General features: G+C 71.2%; 15 protein-coding genes and 1 pseudogene. 9 read left to right on the top strand and 7 right to left on the bottom strand.

Annotated features, from left to right (window positions below):
* The first annotated feature begins 33 nt into the window (after positions 1-33).
* The gene (locus tag FNH08_RS21255) at positions 34-1,350 is read left to right on the top strand and encodes a cytochrome P450 (RefSeq protein ID WP_152773079.1); all 1,317 of its coding nucleotides are present in this window, start codon (positions 34-36) and stop codon (positions 1,348-1,350) included.
* Positions 1,351-1,394: 44 nt separating this feature from the next.
* Here the strand turns inward: FNH08_RS21255 and FNH08_RS21250 are convergent, their stop codons facing one another.
* Together FNH08_RS21250 and FNH08_RS21245 are read right to left on the bottom strand one after the other, a co-directional pair.
* A complete protein-coding gene (locus FNH08_RS21250) occupies positions 1,395-2,936 on the bottom strand; it encodes a CoA transferase (RefSeq protein ID WP_152773078.1) in 1,542 nt (513 codons plus the stop codon).
* A 58-nt stretch (positions 2,937-2,994) separates the two neighbouring features.
* Complete coding sequence (locus FNH08_RS21245) at positions 2,995-3,660, bottom strand: DUF4389 domain-containing protein (RefSeq protein WP_152773077.1); 666 nt, start codon at positions 3,658-3,660, stop codon at positions 2,995-2,997.
* Between the two features lie 171 nt (positions 3,661-3,831).
* On the opposite strand from FNH08_RS21245, the pseudogene FNH08_RS21240 reads away from it, so the two are divergent.
* Positions 3,832-4,999, top strand: a pseudogene (locus FNH08_RS21240) (carbohydrate-binding protein); the annotation flags it as partial.
* Here the strand turns inward: FNH08_RS21240 and FNH08_RS21235 are convergent.
* A complete protein-coding gene (locus tag FNH08_RS21235) occupies positions 4,947-7,094 on the bottom strand; it encodes a SpoIIE family protein phosphatase (protein ID WP_152773076.1) in 2,148 nt (715 codons plus the stop codon). The pseudogene FNH08_RS21240 and the gene FNH08_RS21235 overlap by 53 nt on opposite strands.
* 234 nt (positions 7,095-7,328) lie before the next feature.
* On the opposite strand from FNH08_RS21235, the gene FNH08_RS21230 reads away from it, so the two are divergent.
* On the top strand, positions 7,329-8,225 hold the full coding sequence (locus FNH08_RS21230; protein ID WP_152773075.1) for a universal stress protein: 897 nt from the start codon (positions 7,329-7,331) through the stop codon (positions 8,223-8,225).
* 45 nt (positions 8,226-8,270) lie between these two features.
* Here the strand turns inward: FNH08_RS21230 and FNH08_RS21225 are convergent, their stop codons facing one another.
* From FNH08_RS21225 to FNH08_RS21210, 4 genes are all read right to left on the bottom strand, one after another.
* Positions 8,271-9,296, bottom strand: coding sequence for a 6-phosphofructokinase (locus FNH08_RS21225; RefSeq protein WP_152773074.1), 1,026 nt, complete (start codon positions 9,294-9,296; stop codon positions 8,271-8,273).
* 151 nt (positions 9,297-9,447) lie between these two features.
* On the bottom strand, positions 9,448-10,245 hold the full coding sequence (locus FNH08_RS21220; RefSeq protein ID WP_152773073.1) for a DeoR/GlpR family DNA-binding transcription regulator: 798 nt from the start codon (positions 10,243-10,245) through the stop codon (positions 9,448-9,450).
* Between the two features lie 84 nt (positions 10,246-10,329).
* A complete protein-coding gene (gene pdxA / locus FNH08_RS21215) occupies positions 10,330-11,382 on the bottom strand; it encodes a 4-hydroxythreonine-4-phosphate dehydrogenase PdxA (protein ID WP_322725011.1) in 1,053 nt (350 codons plus the stop codon).
* A complete protein-coding gene (locus FNH08_RS21210; protein WP_322725010.1) occupies positions 11,379-12,638 on the bottom strand; it encodes a four-carbon acid sugar kinase family protein in 1,260 nt (419 codons plus the stop codon). Before FNH08_RS21210 ends, pdxA begins: the two co-directional genes overlap by 4 nt.
* A 228-nt stretch (positions 12,639-12,866) precedes the next feature.
* On the opposite strand from FNH08_RS21210, the gene FNH08_RS21205 reads away from it, so the two are divergent.
* From FNH08_RS21205 to FNH08_RS21180, 6 genes are read left to right on the top strand one after another with little or no spacing between them, the layout of a single operon-like run.
* The gene (locus FNH08_RS21205; protein ID WP_152773072.1) at positions 12,867-14,456 is read left to right on the top strand and encodes an ABC transporter substrate-binding protein; all 1,590 of its coding nucleotides are present in this window, start codon (positions 12,867-12,869) and stop codon (positions 14,454-14,456) included.
* A gap of 3 nt (positions 14,457-14,459) precedes the next feature.
* The gene (locus FNH08_RS21200; RefSeq protein ID WP_322725008.1) at positions 14,460-15,389 is read left to right on the top strand and encodes an ABC transporter permease; all 930 of its coding nucleotides are present in this window, start codon (positions 14,460-14,462) and stop codon (positions 15,387-15,389) included.
* Positions 15,390-15,392: 3 nt separating this feature from the next.
* A complete protein-coding gene (locus FNH08_RS21195) occupies positions 15,393-16,307 on the top strand; it encodes an ABC transporter permease (protein ID WP_152773071.1) in 915 nt (304 codons plus the stop codon).
* Complete coding sequence (locus tag FNH08_RS21190; RefSeq protein ID WP_152773070.1) at positions 16,304-17,182, top strand: ABC transporter ATP-binding protein; 879 nt, start codon at positions 16,304-16,306, stop codon at positions 17,180-17,182. The genes FNH08_RS21195 and FNH08_RS21190 overlap by 4 nt, the downstream gene beginning before the upstream one ends.
* Positions 17,179-17,994 (top strand): ATP-binding cassette domain-containing protein, encoded by an 816-nt coding sequence (locus tag FNH08_RS21185; protein WP_152773069.1) that lies wholly within the window; start codon positions 17,179-17,181, stop codon positions 17,992-17,994. Before FNH08_RS21190 ends, FNH08_RS21185 begins: the two co-directional genes overlap by 4 nt.
* Entirely contained in the window at positions 17,991-18,983 is a 993-nt protein-coding gene (locus tag FNH08_RS21180; protein ID WP_322725006.1) for an aldo/keto reductase, read from the top strand. Before FNH08_RS21185 ends, FNH08_RS21180 begins: the two co-directional genes overlap by 4 nt.
* Positions 18,984-19,020 lie beyond the last annotated feature (37 nt).

Genomic DNA, 19,020 nt, shown 5'->3' with positions numbered 1-19,020 from the left:
GGCCCTCGTCGCCCCGCCCAGGAGATCCACGACATGACCAGCCCCGCCGTCCCGGCCGTGCCCACCAGCCGGACCGAACTGCGCGCCGCCCTCGACGAGCCCCTGCCGCTCGACCAGGTGAACCTCGCCGACCTCGACCACTTCGCCGACGGCATCACGCCGTGGCGCATGTTCCACACCCTGCGTCACGAGGACCCGGTCCACTGGCAGCCCGAAGAGGCACCCAACTCCGGATTCTGGGCGGTGACCCGGCACGCGGACATCGCCCGCGTGGACCGGGACGCGGAGACGTTCACCTCGACGAGGTTCGTCAACCTGGAGGAGGTCGACGACGACCAGATCAAGAAGCGCGCCTCCATCCTGGAGATGGACGGCGTCCGCCACCGCGCCCTGCGCAGCGTGATCCAGCGCCAGTTCGGCGCGAGCGTCATCAACAGCTACGGCGACTTCCTGCGCGGCCTGACCGCGAGGACCCTGGACGCCGCCCTGGCCAAGGGCACGTTCGACTTCGTCGCCGATGTCTCCGCGGACTTCCCCATCAACGTCCTGGCCCGCCTGCTGGACGTACCGCCGGAGGACAACCAGCAGCTCATAGACTGGGGCAACCGCATCATCGGCAACACCGACCCCGACTACGCGGACGTGCTCCTGCACAGCGAGGAGAGCGAGAAGTACCGCGACCTGCCCTTCCGCTCACCCGCGTCCGTCGAGGTCTTCGAGTACGGCCGTGAGCTGGCCCGTCAGCGGCGGGGCAAGGACGGCACGGACCTGGTCTCCAAGCTCGTCAACACGACACCGCGCGACGGAGTCCCACTGTCCGCGCAGGACTTCGACAACTACTTCCTGCTCCTGGTGGTGGCCGGCAACGAGACCACACGGCACACCATCTCCCACTCCATACTGGCGCTGCTGCAGCACCCCGAGCAGCTGGCGAAGCTCCAGGACGACCCGTCCCTGATCCCGGCGGCGGTGGAGGAGTTCCTGCGCTGGGCCTCCCCGGTCTACCACTTCCGCCGGACCGCGACCCGGGACGTCGAACTCGGCGGCAAGCAGGTCAAGGAGGGCGACAAGGTCGTCATGTGGTTCGCCTCCGGCAACCGCGACGAGGAGGTCTTCGGCAACCCCTACGACTTCGACGTCACCCGCACGGACAACGACCACGTCACCTTCGGCAAGGGCAGCCCCCACCTGTGCCTGGGCAACCTGCTCGCCCGCACCGAGATCCGGATCATGTTCGAGGAGCTCATCCCGCGCATAGCGGACATCAAGCTGGTCGGCGACGTTCCCCGGGTCCGCTCCAACTTCGTCAACGGCATCAAGAAGCTGCCGGTCGAGGTGACCCTGGTCTGAGCCCGGGGTGCCCTGGCCGCTCGGCCGGGCACCCCGCGCACCGGTCACCGCATGAGGATCCTCGCCAACGCGGGGACGTCGACCCGCTGTGGCTTCGGCAGCCAGACGGGCTGGTCGGCGCCGCGAGGGGAGAGGACGTTCGCGTAGTGATGCGGGGTACGGGAGAGCGTGATGTTCTCCGTCACCCCCTGGTAGATACCCAGGGGCGTGATCGACGTGAACAACTGGGGGTCGATCAGCTCGTGCTCCCCGCCGGTGCCGACGGTCGCGCGTACGTAGTCCCAGTCGAAGTAGCCGAGGGTCACGGCCCACACCGCGGCGCGCGTGAGGGAGACGTGGACGCGGTAACTTCCGCCCTCGACGGCACGGCGGGCGAGGGCGGCCATCGCTCCGGTCGCTCCCAGCCAGGCGACCAGGTAGTCGTTGATGATCGACGTCGGCGGGAGCAGGGGCTGCTCCAGGCTGGCCTCCGCGGCGACCATGCCGGTCACGGTGCCGGCGACCTGGTCGAAGCCGACCCTCCGGGCCCAGGGGCCGCCCTCGCCGAAGGCCGAGGCGGTGACGTGGATCAGTCCCGGCCGGACCCTGACCGCCTGCTCGCAGTCGACGCCCAGCTCGGTCAGCAGGCCCGGGCGGCGGTTGGCGTAGAAGATGTCGGCGTCGCGCAGCAGCTCGTACAGCTTTTCGCACCCTTCCTGCCCCCGGACGTCGAGCCGGGTGGAGCGCACGCCGATGTTGGCCGTGGCGATCAGCGCGTCCATTTCCCACTCCATGACACGCCACACGTTGAGCGTGTCGGCTCCGAGTGAGGCGAGTGAGCGGCCGATACCCGCGCCGGCGATCACATGGCCCATGCCGAGTGCGCGGATGCCGGACAGCGGTGCGGTGCCGAACTCGGGCAACGGCTCGGGGGCCGAGTCACCGATCTTCTCGATCTCGATCAGCGGGCGCGAGGCCAGGTACTCGAAGACCGGCTCGCGGGTGAACTCCTCGGCGGTGCGCACCTTGGCGAAGACGATGCCGTGCCGCTCGCCGAGTTCCTCCAGCTCGTCGGCGGTGTGCTGTCCGATCGCCTTGGCGAGGGCCTTCGGGTTGTCGGCGCAGTCGAGAACCTCCAGCATCTTCGACTTGAGGCCCGGGTAGATGTTGGCGGGGATGACGTGGCGGCCGTCGCCGGTCTCGTAGAACCTGAAGTACGCGCCGATGGAGCGGTCCGCCAGGTCGGCCGGGTATCCGTTGAGCGTCTCCCACTTGGACTCGGACGCCGGCGCGAGACGCCGTATCGCCTGGCCGAGGTCGACGGAGATGTCCTGGCCGAGGCCGGTGCGCATCCGCCACAACTTGGCCGCGACGACGGACTGCCGGGCCAGCGCGACGGCCGCCGCGCCGCCCAGACGGGTGGCCGACGGCATCAGCGGGTCCTTCTTGAGGAAGGTGACAGAGCCTCCGGAGTCCTCGGCTGTCATCCCCAACGGGGCGAGGATCTGGCGGAGTTCGGCGTGCGGGTCGAAGTCGTCGTCCGTGGCCCGCTCGCTGACGCCCTTGAGCATGGCGTCACGGAGCAGATGGGGGTCGGTGGTCCCCATGACGGCATTCTCCAGGGGGTACGAACGCCGGGTTGCGCCGCCACCGGAACCACGGCGGTCACGACAGACTCTTCCCCGCGCTCGGTTCGGTGCCGCCCATGTCGAGCCGGAACGGTGGGTACGTGTCCGTCATCAGGGCCGCGTAGGCGGCGACCCGGAGCACCCACCGGTTGAGGCCGACGATCAGCTCGAACAGGTCCCTCGGGTACGTCTCGGTGAAGGCCATGATCACGGCGGCGATCACCGACAGCACGGCCACGAGCCCGCCGTCCCACCATCCCAGGTGATAACCGCCGAGGAAGAAGCCGATGACGATGTAGTGAGGGATGGCCAGCAGCCACCACTTCACCAGGACCAGGCCGCGGGAGAGCTGCTCGGGGTAGACGACGTCCAGCCGCGCCGGGTAGTCCGGTTGCTCGCCCAGGCTGAAGGGCGGGTACCGGTCCGTGGCCAGGGCGCCGTACGAGTAGTAGCCGACCCGCCAGGTCCAGCGCAGCACGCCCAGGTTGAAGTCGAACAGGGGGCGTGGATAGCGCTCGGTGAACAGGATGCTGAAGAACGCGATCACACTCACCACGATGAAGGCGATCCAGAGGAAGAACAGCACCACGTAGTGGGGGATGACCAGGATCCACTTCACCAGCCACAGCCACCGGGACAGCGGCGCGTCCAGGACCGCGTTCACCCGGACCGGACCGTGGGGTGTTCCAGCGACGGTTGCCATGGAGATCAACTCCTTCGCCCCATGAGCGCCGCCTGCCGGAAACAGGCTGTGCCCAGCGTGGCTACGACCGGTCGCCACCACGAGGGCCCTTCGGCGGGGCCCGTCATGGGAGCCCTTTGTCCCAGGCTGCCCCGACCACAGGGCGACCGCATCTGGGAGCCCAAGGCCCCGGAGCCCAAACTCCGCTTCGGCCTTCAGGAACTCACGCCGAACGGCAGGAGTGTCTTCGACATCAAGACCATGCGGGCCACCCGCGACGGCTTCGAACTCACCTACACCGAGCCTCTCTCGGAGGAGACCGCCGCCACGGTGACGAGCGGAGCCTACTCGGTGGAGCAGTGGCGCTACGCCCCACCCCGGCGTACGGGGGCCCCAAGGTCGACGAGGAGGTCCTCCCGGTTGCCGCGGCTCGGATATCCGACGACCGTCGCAAGGTCCGGCTCACCATCCCCGGCCTGACGACCGACCGGGTGGTGCATGTGCGCTCACCGCGCCCGTTCGCTTCGGCCGACGGTGAGCAACTCCGGTCCACCGAGGCCTGGTACACCCTGAACGCACGCCCCGGTCCCGAGCAGCCCATCTCCTCGTACGACGCCGAAATCGGCACGTCTGTCCCGCGGAGCGGACATCGACACCGAGCACGCCGGCTACACCGGCGGCGGCTTCGTCGACGGCTTCACCGCCGAGGGCGCCACCGTCACCTTCGAGGTCGACGCAGCCGCGAGGGGCAGCTACGACGTGGGCCTGCGCTACGCCAACGGCCCCCACCCCTTCACCGGGGCGAAGACGATCGGCGTCAGCATCAGCGTCAACGGCGGACAGGCGCGGCAGAGCAGCCTCCCCTCCACCGGCGCCTGGAACCGCTGGTCCACCCGGACCGAGCGGCTCGCCCTCCGCAAGGGCCGCAACACCATCACGTACACGTACCGGCCCGAGGACACCGGCCATGTCAACCTCGACATGATCGATGTGCGCCGACCCGGCAGCCGTATCGACCTGTTCTCCGGCGGAACCTCGCCACCGCCTGGCAGCACACCGACGGCCGCGTAGCGCCGAATGGCCGCACACCACCGAGGACTCCATCGAGGTGTGCTGCGGCGACATCCGCACCAAACTGGCCTTCGGTGACTTCAGACTGCAGATCCTGGACTCCTTCGGAGTGGAGAGACTCGCCCCGAACGAGGCAGCGGCCATCTACAACAAGAAGGCCGCCGACCCGAACGCGGCCACCGCACCCGAAACCTGGCAGACGTACGACATCGTCTTCCACGGGAACAAGGTCCGCTTCAGGAACCTCTGGATCGAATCGGCCGACGGGCCGGAACAGGACCTGAACTGACTGGCGCGAACTCCCCCGCCCGGGCGATCAGCAGGGCGACGTCGTCGGAGTCCCCTGGGTGCCGGAGCTCGTGGAGGAGTCGGTCGCAGGTTTCCTCGAGGGAGGAGCATGGCTCGTCGAGGAGGTCGAGGAGTTCCTGGAGGCGCTCGTCGAGGGGAGTGCGGCGGGTCTCGACGAGTCCGTCGGTGTACAGGACCAACTGGTCGCCGGGGCCGAGGTCGATGGTGGTGGTGTCGAAGGGGATGCCGCCGACGCCGAGCGGGGTGCCGGTGGGCAGGTCGAGCAGTTCGGGGTGGCGACCGCCACGGACGAGGACAGGGGGAAGGTGACCGGCGTTGGCGATGAGGCACTCGGTGTGGCGGGGGTCGTAGGAGGCGTACACGCAGGTGGCGATGTACGGCTCCAGCCGTGAGGTGATCGTGTCGAGATGCTGGAGGACCTCGGCGGGGTCGAGATCGAGGTCGGCGAAGGCGGTGGTGGCGGTACGCAGGCGCCCCATGGCCGCGGCGGCCTCGATGCCGCTGCCCATGACGTCGCCCACGACCAGTGCGGTCCTGTCGCTGTCGAGCGGCAGGACGTCGTACCAGTCACCGCCCACCTCGTAGGCGGCCTGTGCGGGCTGGTAGCGGGAGGCGACCTCCAGGCCGGGGAGCTGGGGCGGGTGGTCGGGGAGCAGGCTGCGCTGCAGCGTCTCTGCGGCGTTGCGCACGCTCTGGTGCGTGCGGGCGTTGTCGATGCACACCGCGGCCCGGGCGGCCAGCTCGGTGGCGATCGCGAGGTCGTCCTCGTCGAAGGGCCGTTCCTCCCGGGCGCGCAGGAGTCCCAGGAACCCCAGGACGCTGCCGCGGGCGGCCAGCGGGACGGCCAGGTAGGAGTGCACCCCGGCCCGGGCCAGCAGCGTGGCGGCGCGCTCGTCGCGTCCGATGCGCGTCAGGTCGTGTCCCCCGGCGTTGCGGACCAGGATGGGCCGGCCGGTGCGCACACACCGCGTGGCCAGCCGGTCGGCGCCGTACGTGGCGATGCGGCCGGGCGGATCGACGGCGAGAACGGCGTCGGTAGGGTAGGCGGCCTTCACCGCGAGTGCGCGGAAGATCGCGGCTCCCACCCGGGTGGGGCGGCGGTGCTCGTCCACGGCGGAGTCGAGCACGTCGACGGCGACCAGGTCGGCGACGGAGGGAACGGTGACCTCGGCGAGTTCCTGGGCCGTCTGCTCGATGTCCAGGGTGGTGCCGATACGGGCGGAGCCGTCGGCTATCAGAGCCAGGCGCCGCCGCGTTTCCGTGGCCTCCACGGCCGACCGGTGCCGCTCGGTGACGTCCACCACCAGCTCGGCCACCCCCAGGACACGGCCCTGGGTGTTCTCCAGCCGGTACACCGAGATCGACCAGGCGTGCTTGTGCTCCGGGTCGGCGGGGGTGCGACCGACGATGGTGGACTGCTCGACCAGGGGGACTCCGGTCTCGAGGACCTGACGCATCGCCGCCTCGGCCACCTTGTACTCCGTGGCGCTCATGATCTCGCGGTAGTGGCGGCCGAGGTGGACGCGCACGGGGAGACCGTGCATCCGCTCCAGAGCGGGGTTGACGGCCACGTACCGCAGATCGGCGTCGAGGATGGCGATCCCGATGGGGGACTGGGAGATCAGCCGGGTGGACAGGGCGACGTCCCGCTCCACCTCGCGCAGCGTGGGGGAGTCGGTACCGAGCCCCAGGGCGTAGAAGTCGCCGCGGTCGTCGAGCAGCCGCATGTTGCGCCACTCCACCAGCCGCGAGCTGCCGTCCTTGCAGCGGATCGGGAACGCGCCGGCCCAGCACCGGCCGGTCTCCATGACCTCGGCGAACGTCTTCACCACCCAGTCCCAGCCCTCTTCGTGCACGAGCAGCCGGGCCGCGTACTGTCCGAGCGCCTCCTGAGCGGTGTAGCCGTACAGCTCCTCCGCCTGCGGACTCCACAGGACGATCCGTCCCTCGGCGTCCACCAGGATCGCCGCGACAGCGAGGACGTCCATCAGCCCGCTCGGTGGCGACAACTCGCCCTCCGCCCGGCGGGCGTCCGCCGGGCCGAGGTCCGCGGGAAACCATTCGGCTTCGTTCATAGCGGGCACCCCTTCCGCCTGCCGACCGTCCACCGACCTGGAGCGCGGCCCGTCCGTCACCGAGGCTCGTCAGCTCCCATCGTCCTCCCCGGACGGCCGGGGATGCCACATCCCGTCCTCACGGCGGGAGCCCGTCCGGCACGGGTGCCGCCGGCCCGCCCGTGGAACAGTGGAGGGAAGAGCCCCCGGGCGTGTGGCGCCGGTGGAGGTGCGGGCCGGGCGGAGGAGGGCACGATGAGTCACCCTGTACTGGCGAGTCATCCTGTACTGGCGGGCATCGACGGGTCGGGGTCCAGCTCCGCCGCGGCCGGCTGGGCGGCGCGGGAGGCCGCGCTGCGCGGTGTTCCGCTGTGCCTCGTGCACGCCTCTCCACCGCTTCCGGGCCCCGACGTGCCGGCACAGGCCGCGGAAACGCTGCGTCACGTCGGTGAGCGGATGCTCCAGCGGGAGACCGACGAGCTCGGCGGCCGCTGTCCGGACATCGACGTGCGCGGCGAGCAGTCGGATGACGCCCCGGCCGCGACACTGCTCGCGGCGGCACGCCGTGCCGGGCTCCTTGTGGTCGGCACCCGGGGGACGGGCGGCTTCGAAGGGCTTGCGGTCGGCTCGGTGGCCCTGCGCATGGCGGCGGCGGCCGCCTGCCCCGTCGTGTTGGTGCCCCGGCAGCCCTCCGGCGCCTTCGGGGAACGGACGCACACGGCACGGGTCGTGGTCGGGTTCGGCACGCATCACCCGGTCCATGAGGCGGCGGACTTCGCGTTCTCGGCCGCCCAGGCGTACGGGGCGGATCTCCTGGTGGTGCGGGCGTGGGCCCTGCCGGCCGAATCCGTGTCCCCCCGGACGCTGGTGGTGACCGAGGAGGACCGCGCCACCTGGGAGGACGAGGAGGTCCAGCAGCTCTCCGACGCCCTGCGGGCCTGGCGGGAGAAGTACCCCGCGGTGACGCTCCGCCCCGACGTCGTCCTGCTCCACCCCGCGCAGGCACTCCTGAACGCGGCTCAGGGAGCGGACCTGGTCGTCGTGGGCCGCCGCACCGACCCGGAGGCGGCCGAGGGCCGTCTCGGGCCGGTCACCCACGCCGTACTGCACCACGCCCGCTGCCCGGTGGCGGTCGTACCGCATGCCGCCTGAGGGGCAACCGATCGCCGGCGGGCCGGCCAGTCACCAGCCGGCCAGTCAGCCGAAGAACACCTCGAACTCGTCGTACAGCGCCGGATCGACCGTCTTGCCCCGTGCCGTCACCTCGGCGAGGGGGAGCCGGATGACCTGGGTGCCGCGCAGGGCCACCATCACACCGAAGTCACCCTCCTTGACCGCGTCGATGGCGTGGAGTCCGAAGCGGGTGGCCAGCCACCGGTCGAAGGGGCTCGGTGTGCCGCCGCGCTGGATGTGGCCCAGGACCGTGGTGCGGGCGTCCGTGCCCGTGCGCTCCGAGATCTCCCGGGCGAGCCATTCACCGATGCCGGACAGGCGCACATGGCCGAACTCGTCCAGCGTCTGGTCCCTGAGGATCATCTGCCCCGCCTTGGGGACGGCTCCTTCGGCCACCACGACGATCGGCGCGTAATTGATCTTGAATCGGCCCTGTACCCACGCACAGACCTGATCGATGTCGAACGGCCGCTCGGGGATGAGGATCACGTTGGCGCCACCCGCGATTCCGGCGTGCAGGGCGATCCATCCGGAGTGCCGTCCCATCACCTCCACCACCAGGGTGCGCATGTGCGACTCGGCCGTCGTGTGGAGGCGGTCGATGGCCTCGGTCGCCACGCCGACGGCGGTGTCGAAGCCGAAGGTGAAGTCGGTGCCGGTAACGTCGTTGTCGATGGTCTTCGGCACGCCGACCAGACTGATTCCCTGACGGCTCAGCTCGGTGGCCACACCGAGGGTGTCCTCGCCGCCGATCACGACGAGCGCGTCCACGTCGTGCGTGGCGAGGGTGTCCCGCACACGGCGCAGCCCGTCCTCGTGTTTGAACGGGTTGGTGCGGGAGGAGCCGAGGATGGTTCCGCCACGGGGGAGGATTCCCCGTACGTGGGGGATGTCGAGCGGCACGACAGTCCCCTGAAGCGCACCGAGCCAGCCGTCCCGCAGGCCGACGAAGTCAAAGCCGTACTCCTGGACGCCCTTGCGGACGACGCTGCGGATGACGGCGTTGAGGCCGGGACAGTCGCCGCCGCCGGTCAGCACTCCGACCTTCATGGCTGCCTCCGTTCCGCTGGTCTGTCCACCTGGCCGAGGCTCTCCAGCGATCGGAACCGCCGTCCGGGACCAGCTCTTTCTCCAGCGTCCCTCCATCCGATCAGCAGTGACCACTCCACGGAACCGGCTCACCGGTCGTCAGCCGCGCCCGTCACATCGGATGGACGGGGTGCGCCTGCGGTTCCGTCACGACCGTGGTCACACCCCGGGCACGCAATGCCTCCAGAACGCCCGGTTCGGCGTCGACGTCGGTCACCAGGGTCCAGCCCTCACACAACGGGGTCCAGGCGTGGAAGGGCCGGCGCCCCAGCTTCGCCGCGTGCGCGAGGACGTACACATGGTCCGCGCGCGCGGCCATCAGTTCCTTCAGGCGGGTCTGCCGCAGGTCCGCCTCGCAGATGCCGAGCTCGGGCGAGATGCCGTCCGTGCCGAGGAACACCCGGTCGAACGTCATCCGCTCCAGGGCCGCCTCGGTCAGCGGGCCCACGAAGCCCTGGCTGAGCGGCCGGAGCGTACCGCCGAGGCACTCGACGTGGACGGTCTCCACATCGGCGAGCGCCTGCAACGCGGTCAGTCCGGTCGTCGCGACCGTGATGTCCTCGGTGGTGCGCAGCTCGTACGCGAGCGCCCCCACCGTCGAGCCCGCGTCCAGCAGCAGGGTCTCCCCGGGCCGCACTTGCTCGGCGGCCCACCGGGCGATGGCCTGTTTCGCCTCGAACGCCTCCCCTATGCGTTGCCGCAGCGACGCCTCGGGGTGGGCGGACAGTGCCATCGCGCCGCCGTACGTCCGGGCGAGCCGCCCGTCGGCGGTGAGTTTCGCCAGGTCACGGCGGATGGTGGAGGCCGTCACCCCGAACAGCTGCGAGAGTTCGTCGACGCTCGCCAGACCGGTGGTGGTGGCGAGGTGGACGATCTGGTCGCGCCGCGCCTTCGATCCGATCGCAGACATCAGTGCTTACGAGTCCTTACGTCTTCCGGTCCGTACGTCTTCCGGTGCCTCGTGGTGCCACTGACGAGTGGACGACCGGGGTGGTCAGCGGGCGCCCGGAGCGCTTGACATCTCGGCGGCCTGGCGCAGGGCCTCGACCATGCTACCGGCGTCGGCACGCCCTGTACCTGCGATGTCGAACGCGGTTCCGTGATCCACGGACGTCCGGATCACGGGAAGCCCGACCGTCAGGTTGACGCCGGTCTCGATACCGAGCACCTTGACCGGTCCGTGGCCCTGGTCGTGGTACATCGCCACGATCAGGTCGTAGTCCCCGCGCGAGGCGAGGAAGAACGCGGTGTCGGCCGGGAGCGGGCCACGGGCGTCGATGCCGTCGGCGCGCAGCACCTCCAGCGCGGGGACGATCTTCGCCTCCTCCTCGCCGTACCCGAAGAGCCCGTTCTCGCCCGCGTGCGGATTGATGCCGCACACTCCGATCCGGGGCCGCGGCACTCCCGCGCGTACCATCGCCTCGTGGCCCCGCCGCACCGTGCGTTCGACGAGGCCGGGCTCGATGCGGTTGACGGCGTCGATCAGGCCGATGTGGGTCGTGACGTGGATGACCTTCACCTTGGGCGTGGACAGCATCATCGACACCTCCTCCACCCCGGTGAGGTGGGCGAGGAGCTCGGTGTGCCCGGGGTAGAGGTGGCCCGCCGCGTGCAGCGCCCCCTTGTTGAGGGGCGCCGTGCAGATGCCCTGCACGTCACCGCGCATCGCCAGCTCAGCGGCGACCCGCACGTAGTGGTACGCGGCGTCGCCGGCCTTCGCGGACAGCTCTCCCCACGGCAGGTCGGACGGGAGCAGGTCGAGGTCGATGACGTTGACGCGGCCCGGGGTGAACTCCGCCTGCTCCGGGCTCTCCACGGGCACGATGGCGCAGTCGACGCCGACGACACGGGCCGCCTGCCGCAGGCGTTCGGCGTCGCCGACGACCACCGGACGGCAGTCGCGGAGCGTGTCGGGGTGCAGCAGCGCCGGGACGACGACCTCCGGTCCGATACCGGCGCCGTCGCCCATGGTCACCGCGATGACCGGGAGCGCACGTGCGGTGGTGCCGGTCCGGTCGGCGGTGGCGGCGGTGGGAGCTGCGTTCACGGGGCTTCTCCTCGGAGGCTGGACGGTGCGGGGTGCACGGACTCGGGGTGCACGGAGTCGGGGTGCGGGGTCTCGGGGCGCAGGGCCCGGGCGATGCGCAACAGGGAGTCGGCCTCGCCGAAACTGCCGGGGCGGGTGACGACGCAGCGGCCGTCCGGGGTGCGGGAGTGGATGGCGCCGTGGTGGATCTGGGCGACCGGTCTCAGCTGCGTGATGTGCAGGGCGTCCAGGACGCGGCGGGCGGTCTCGCCCCCGGTGAGGACCAGGTCGCTGCCGCCCGCCACATCGGCGACGGCCGAGGCGAGCGTGGCGACGAGCTCGCGGGACGCGGCGGGGGAGACGGGGCCGGTGAGGCTGACGACCGTGATGCCGATCGGGGTGATGTCCAGTCGGCCGGTCGGAGCGCGCGTGAGCTCGCCGGGGGAGAGGGGCATGTGCCGGGCACCCACGGCAGTGAGCTGCTCGATCTGCTGGGTGGCGGTGGGCTCGGCGGTACCGACCACGACCAGCAGCGGTCGCTCCGTCGTGCCGCGCGGCCGCGGGAGCGTCGGGTCCGGTGTCGGCGCGAGCAGCCGGCCCACCGCGCTCGCCAGCCCTCCTGTGCCCAACATCCGTACATCGGGACCGAGTTCGTGGGCCGCCGCGGCGATCAGGTTTAGGTCCTCGTCCGTCTCCGCGTCGCACACCGGATGCCGTCCCTGCGCGAAACGCGCACTCAGATGGTCGGCGAGCGCACCACCGCGTACGACCGGGAGCGGGACGAGTGCGGTGGGCACACCTCTGAGCGCGTGGGAGACCGACCGGGGTGGCGGGCGGCCCTCGGCGCGCCAGGCGTCCGTCGCGTGCAGCGGGACTCCCCGCAGGTGCACGACTCCGCCGCACACCGTGCGCCCCGCGACCGGCAGGGCCGGCGCGATCACCACGCCCCGCGCCCCGGCCGCGTACGCGACGGTCTCGGCGGCGAGGTTGCCGCGCAGCAGTGAGTCCACCTTCTTGAACAGCAGTCCGCCGTGGAACGCGCCCGCGGCGACGGCGGACTGCACGGAACGTGCGGCATCATTGGCGGGCAGCTGCCGGCTGTCGAGGTCGACCACGACGCACTCGCCCGCGGCGGGGAGCGCGACGGACCCGCCCTCGGCACGAAGCCCACCGGCGGGCGCTCCCAGCACGATCCGGCTCGGCAGGCGCAGCGCCATCGCCGTCTCCGCCGCACCCGACAGATCGTCGGCGAGCGCGAGCACACGACCACGGGACACGGCAACCTCCTCGGGCGGCCCGGACGGCCTCGGGCACCGATGATGACATAAGTTGCGTGATTCGCGCGAGACCCCTTGCGCACTTCGCGCAGCCGTGCCACCTTTTCCGGCGCGACACCTGTTCGTCGCCCCACGGACGGGACCCCCCGCCCGGCCCGGTGTCCCCCTCACCGGAGCGGGCGCCAACAGCCACAACCGGTCGTCCCCCGGAACGCGAGAAGGTCGACGATGACCCCACCTCCCCAGAGCGCATTCACCGAGTACGAGTCACCGAGCCGCCGCACCCTGTTGCGCGGGTTCGCCCTCGGCGGAGCCGGGCTCGCCCTCGGCCCCCTCACCGCCTGCGCCGGACCCACCGGAGCCCCCGGCCCCGGCACCCTCACCCTCGGTCTGAACCGCTCGCTGGTGAGCCTGGACAACAAGCTCAACCAGTTCGACGCGGCCATCACCGTGCAGCGTGCCGTCCGCCAGGCACTCACCCGCATCGGCCCGCGCATGAAGGTCCAGCGCGTCCTGGCCGACCGCTTCGAGATGACCGAGCCCACCGCGTGGACGGTCCGCCTGCGCGAAGGCGTCCACTACTCCGACGGCAGCCCCGTCACCGTCGAGGACGTCGCGACCGCCCTGCGCATGTACGCCAAGGTCAACGGCTCCTTCATCCTCGGCCTGTTCCCCGAACTGCCCACGGTCGAGCCGACCGGCGAGCGCACCTTCCGGCTGCGCACCGAACGCCCCGTGCCCGTCCTCGACCGTCTCATGGCCAACATCCACATCACCCCCGCCGCCGCCAACCGCCCGGAGGAACTGCAGAGCGGCGTCGGCTCCGGCCCCTACCGGGTGGTGAAGGCCAACAGCGGCGCCGGCGAGTACACCCTCGCCCGCAACACCCGGTACTGGGGACCGAGGCCACACGTCGACACCGTCCGCGTCCGCTTCGTACCCGAGGAAGCCAGCCGGGTCATCGCCCTCCGCAGCGGCGAACTCGATGTCGTCGACACCCTCACCCCGGACTCCGCCGAACAGCTCACCGGCCTGCCCGGCGTCACCGTCCAGGAGACCTCCGGCGTCCGTATCTGCCAGCTCTTCTTCAACTTCCGCAAACCCGAGGGACATCCGCTCGCAGACCCCCGAGTCCGCCGCGCGCTCACGTACGCCATCGACGGCGACTCCCTCATCCGCGACGTCCTCACCGACTCCGCCGACCAGGCCGAGGGCGTCGTCCCGCTCGCCCTCGAAGGCGCGGTCCGCACCGGCTCGTACACCTACGACCCCGCGAAGGCGAAGTCCTTGCTGAAGTCGCTGGGCGCGGACGACCTACGGATCAAAATCATCTGGGAGTCGGGTGAGTTCGCCGCCGACAGCTCCGTCATGGAGGCCGTCGTCGACATGTTCCAGGACATCGGCGTCCGCGCCCGCCTCCAGCAGTTCCAGCCCGGCGGCGACATCCTGAAATGGCGTCAGGGGCGCGGCGGCGACTGGGACGTCATCGGCAACGGCTTCCCCGGCACCACCGGCCAGGCCCTCACCTCCCTCCAGGGCATGTACGGCGGCACGGCCGCCAAGGAACGCACCCGCGACACCTACATGGGCTATGTCATCCCGCGCATCGAGCGACAGCTCTCCGACGCGGCCACCGAGGTCGACGCCACCGAGCGGAACAAGAAGCTGGCCGCCGTGCAGCACGCCATCTGGGACACCTGGCCCAGCCTGTGGGCGTTCGCGCCGAAGACGCTCCTCGCCCACCGCGACCGGGTACACGACCTGGGCCTGCTGACGCTGGGCTCGTACGACCTGTCCCCCGTACGGCTGGAGGGCTGACCTGTGCCGACCTACCTCGCCCGCCGCCTCGGCCAGAGCCTGCTGACCGTCTTCCTCACCCTCACCACCGTGTTCCTGCTGGTGCGGCTGGCCCCCGGCGACCCGGCCGCCGCATACGCCCCGCCCTCCGCCTCCAACGCCGATCTGGCCCGCATCCGCGCGGAGTTCGGCCTGGACGACCCGCTGATATCGCAGTACTGGATCTTCCTGCGCGACCTGTTCACCGGGAACCTCGGGACGAGCTACTCCTTCCACGCTCCGGCCTTCGACGTGGTCATGGACCGGATGCCCTATACCGTCACCCTCGCCGTCTCCGCGATCGCCGTCACCACGGTCGTCGTCGTGCCGCTGGGTGTGTGGATGGCCCGCCGCGCCGACACCAAACGGGAGTTGGGCGCGAACGTCATGACGATCGCCGGGCAGTCGATGCCGGACTTCTGGACCGGGGTGATGCTGCTGACGGTGTTCGCCGTGCTGTTCCCGGTGCTGCCCGCCTCCGGCTTCACCACCTGGAGCGGACTCGTCCTGCCCACCGTCACCGTCGCCGTGCTCCAACTCGCCCTGGTCTCACGCCTGGTGAGGCGCGAGATGGTCTCCGCGCTGACGTCCCCGTACGTCACGGTCGCCCGCTCCCGCGGAGTCTCCGAACATGCCCTGACCTGGCGGTACGCTCTCGGGAACTCCGCGGTGCCCCTGCTCACCGCGCTCGGCACGCGCTTCGCGGCACTCCTCAACGGTGTCGTGGTCGTCGAGGTCGTCTTCGGCTGGCCCGGAGTCGGCTCCCTCGTCGTCCGCGCCCTGGAGACCCGCGACTACCCGCTGATCCAAGCGACCGTGCTGGTTACCGCCACCCTCGCGATCCTCGTCCAACTCCTCGTCGACCTCGCCTACCCGCTGCTCGACCCGCGGGTACGCCTCGGAAAGGCGGCCTGAGCCATGAGCGGCACCACAGTCCTCGCAACCGAAGGCACCGAACGGCCGAGCCAGGTCACCGCACGCGACCTCGCCCGCGCGACAGCCACCCGCACCCGGCGCAGCGCCCATGTGAAGCTGTGGGCCGGAGCCGTGTGCACCGCGCTCGTCGTGGTGCCCGTGGCCCTGGCGAACCTGCTGCCCCTGCCCGGCGCCAACGCCCAGGACCTGTCCCGTCGACGGCTGCCTCCCCTGAGCGAGGGCCACCTGCTCGGCACGGACCAGCTCGGCCGCGACCTGCTGTCCCGCATCCTGCACGGCGGCCAGGTGTCCCTGTCGGTCGGTGTGCTCGCCGTCCTCGTCTCCGGGCTCATCGGCATCGCGGCAGGCGCGGCGGCCGGGTTCTTCGGCGGCTGGATCGACGCGGTCGTCTCCCGCTTCCTGGAGGCCCAGCTCGCGCTGCCGCTGCTGATGATGCTGCTTCTGGTCGTCGCGCTCTTCGGGCCGTCCGTCACCGTCATCACCTGCGTGATCGCCGTGGCCCAGTGGCCGGAGGTCGCCCGGCTGACCCGCTCGCTCGTCCTCGTCGAACGGGAGAAACCGTACGTCGCCGCCGCGCGCGTCCTCGGCCTGCGCGCCTGGCAGGTGCTGCTGCGCCACGTCATCCCCAACGTCGTCCGGCCCGCCAGCCTCGTGGTGCTGCTCCTGCTGGCGCAGGCCGTGCTGCTGGAGAGCGCGCTGAGTTTCCTCGGGGCGGGACCGCAGCGGCCGTTCGCGACCTGGGGCCGGATCATCTCCGACGGCCAGGCGTACATCACCACGTCGTGGTGGCTCGTCACCCTGCCCGGGCTGGTGATCGCACTGCTGGTGGTAGGAGTGAACCTGCTGGGCGACGGTCTGCGGGACCGTACACGGCGGCGGAAGGGAGCCGGAGCATGAGCACTCAGGAGAAGCCGATTCCCGAGGTGGACGCCCGGGAGGACGACCAGCCCCTGCTGGACGTCACCGACCTCCAGATCGAGCTCGTCACCGCGAACGGCGTCGTCCGTGCCGTCGACGGCGTGAGCTTCACCGTCCGGCGCGGCGAGACGGTCACCCTCATCGGGGAGTCCGGGTCGGGGAAGTCCACGACGGCGATGGGAGTCCTGCGGCTGCTGCCCGAAGGACTCGCCGTGGTGTCGGGCAGCGTACGGATCGCCGGGCGGGACGTCCTCACCGACCCGGCCGCCGCCCCCGCCGTGCGCGGCCGGACGGTGTCGCTGATCCCGCAGGACCCGATGACCGCGCTCAGCCCGGTGCACACCGTCGGCAGCCAGCTCGGCGACGCGATCCGGCTGCGCCACCCCGAACTCTCACGAGCCCAGATCCGCGACCGGGGGGTCGAACTGCTCAGCCGGGTGCGCATCACCAAGCCGGAGACCCGCTGGAAGGCGTACCCGCACCAGTTCTCCGGCGGCATGCTCCAGCGCATCCTCATCGCGATCGCGCTGGCCGGAGAGCCCGACCTGCTGGTCGCCGACGAACCGACGTCCGCGCTGGACGCCACCGTGCAGGCCGGCGTCCTCGACCTGCTGATGGAACTGCAGGAACGTACCGGCATCGGCATGCTGATGATCACCCACGACCTGGGCGTGGCCCGGCTCGTCTCCGACCGCATCCACGTCATGAAGGACGGACGCTTCGTCGAGTCCGGCCCGGCCGAGCAGATCGTCGAACGCCCCGCCGCGCCCTACACCCGTGACCTCCTCGCAGCGGTGCCCCGCCTGGGCGCCTGGGACGAGGACGAACCCCTCGTGGAGGGAGCAGCCTCATGACCGATCTTCTGGAAGTCGAGAACCTCGTCGTCGAGTACCCGACCCGCAACGGGCCCCTCCGTGCCGTGGACCAGGTCGGGTTCCGGCTGGCGCGCGGCGGTTCGCTCGCGGTCGTCGGCGAGTCCGGATGCGGCAAGTCGACGCTCGCGCGGGCGCTGGTACGGCTGCTGAAGCCGACGGCCGGCCGTATCGTCCTCGACGGCACCGACATCGCGACCCTGCCCGAACGGCGGCTGCGCCCGCTGCGGCGCCGGGTCCAGATGGTGTTCCAGGACCCGTACGGCTCCCTCGACCCGCACCTCACCGCCCAGCAGATCGTCGCCGAGCCGCTGCGCCTCGCGGGCGTGTCCGACCGGACCGAACGGGCCCGGCGCGCCGCCGAGTTGCTCGACCAGGTCGGTCTGCCGACGTCCGCGCTCGACCGCCGGCCCGCCGACTTCTCCGGCGGACAGCGCCAGCGCATCGGCATCGCCCGCGCCCTCGCCTCCCGCCCCGACCTGCTCGTCTGCGACGAGGCGACCTCCGCGCTGGACGTCTCCGTACAGGCCCAGGTCCTCGGTCTGCTGCGGGAGTTGCAGGAGGAGACCGGGATCGCCTACCTCGTCATCGCGCACAACCTGGGCGTCGTGCGCGAGATCAGCACGGACGTGGTGGTGATGCGCGCCGGCCGCGTCGTCGAGACCGGCCCCACCGCGGACGTCCTCGCCTCGCCCACCGACGCCTACACCCGGGCCCTGCGCCGCGCCGCGCTCGACCCGACCGCGATCCACGGCGTGAAACCGCGCCGCGTACTGGAAGGAAGCCCCACGTGACCACCGGCGTTCCCACCGCTTCGGTCCTCACGAGCGCCCCCGTACCGCTCTCCCGACTGGTCCTCGGCACCATGACCTTCGGTGACACGGTCGACCGCGCGGGCGCCGCCGCCATGCTGGACGCGGCCCTCGACGCGGGCATCACCGGCGTCGACACGGCCAACGGCTACGCGGGCGGCGAGAGCGAGCGCCTCCTCGGTGAGCTGCTGCCGGGCCGCCGCGACCGGATCGTCCTGGCCACCAAGGCGGGCATCCCGCACCCCGACCAGGGCGACCACGCCCCTCTGTCCCCCGCCGGACTGCGTGCCGCCCTGGAGGGCAGCCTCAAGCGCCTCGGCACCGACCACGTCGACCTCTTCTACCTCCACCAGCCGGACCGCAGGACCCCGATCGCCGACACCCTCGCCACCGTCGCCGAGTTCGCCGCCGAGGGCAAGATCCGCGCGCTCGGCGTCTCCAACCACGCGGCCTGGCAGATCGCCCTGATGCTGCGCACCGCCGACGAGGTCGGGGCCCCGCGCCCCGTCGTCGCCCAGCAGTTGCACAACCTCCTCGCGCGCCGTATCGAGGAGGAGTACGTGGAGTACGCGGCGGTGACCGGTCTCGCCACCATGGTCTACAACCCCCTCGGCGGTGGCATGCTGACGGGACGTCACCAGTACGGCAGCACACCGGAGTCGGGCCGCTTCGGTGACTCCCGGCTCGCCGCGATGTACCGCGAACGGTACTGGGACGAGAGCCTCTTCGCCGCCGTCGCGGAACTCACCGAGGTCGCGGACGGGGCGGGCATCCCTCTCACCGAGCTCGCCCTGCGCTGGCTCCTCGACCGCCCCTCCACGGACGCCCTGCTCCTCGGCGGCTCCCGGACCGAACACCTCCTCGCCAACATCGCCGCCGCCCAGGCCGGCCCGCTGCCCGCCGACGTGACCACCGCCTGCGACGAGGTCGGCGCGCGGCTGAGGGGCCCGATGCCGGCGTACAACCGCTGAGACCTCGCCCGCCGGGGGCCCCGGCCCTCCACCGCCC

Source organism: Streptomyces spongiae (assembly GCF_009377185.1).
In the GTDB taxonomy this organism is placed as follows: Bacteria; Actinomycetota; Actinomycetes; order Streptomycetales; family Streptomycetaceae; genus Streptomyces; species Streptomyces spongiae.
Note: the sequence above shows the minus strand (reverse complement) of the source record. Positions and strands in the feature narration are given on the sequence as shown.

Coding starts and splice junctions, on each gene's coding strand:
- FNH08_RS21190 (WP_152773070.1), top strand. CDS start 16,304: ATGAGCACTCAGGAGAAGCCGATTCCCGAGGTGGACGCCCGGGAGGAC.
- FNH08_RS21185 (WP_152773069.1), top strand. CDS start 17,179: ATGACCGATCTTCTGGAAGTCGAGAACCTCGTCGTCGAGTACCCGACC.
- FNH08_RS21250 (WP_152773078.1), bottom strand. CDS start 2,936: ATGGGGACCACCGACCCCCATCTGCTCCGTGACGCCATGCTCAAGGGC.
- FNH08_RS21205 (WP_152773072.1), top strand. CDS start 12,867: ATGACCCCACCTCCCCAGAGCGCATTCACCGAGTACGAGTCACCGAGC.
- FNH08_RS21255 (WP_152773079.1), top strand. CDS start 34: ATGACCAGCCCCGCCGTCCCGGCCGTGCCCACCAGCCGGACCGAACTG.
- FNH08_RS21235 (WP_152773076.1), bottom strand. CDS start 7,094: ATGAACGAAGCCGAATGGTTTCCCGCGGACCTCGGCCCGGCGGACGCC.
- FNH08_RS21220 (WP_152773073.1), bottom strand. CDS start 10,245: ATGTCTGCGATCGGATCGAAGGCGCGGCGCGACCAGATCGTCCACCTC.
- FNH08_RS21225 (WP_152773074.1), bottom strand. CDS start 9,296: ATGAAGGTCGGAGTGCTGACCGGCGGCGGCGACTGTCCCGGCCTCAAC.
- FNH08_RS21230 (WP_152773075.1), top strand. CDS start 7,329: ATGAGTCACCCTGTACTGGCGAGTCATCCTGTACTGGCGGGCATCGAC.
- FNH08_RS21245 (WP_152773077.1), bottom strand. CDS start 3,660: ATGGCAACCGTCGCTGGAACACCCCACGGTCCGGTCCGGGTGAACGCG.
- FNH08_RS21195 (WP_152773071.1), top strand. CDS start 15,393: ATGAGCGGCACCACAGTCCTCGCAACCGAAGGCACCGAACGGCCGAGC.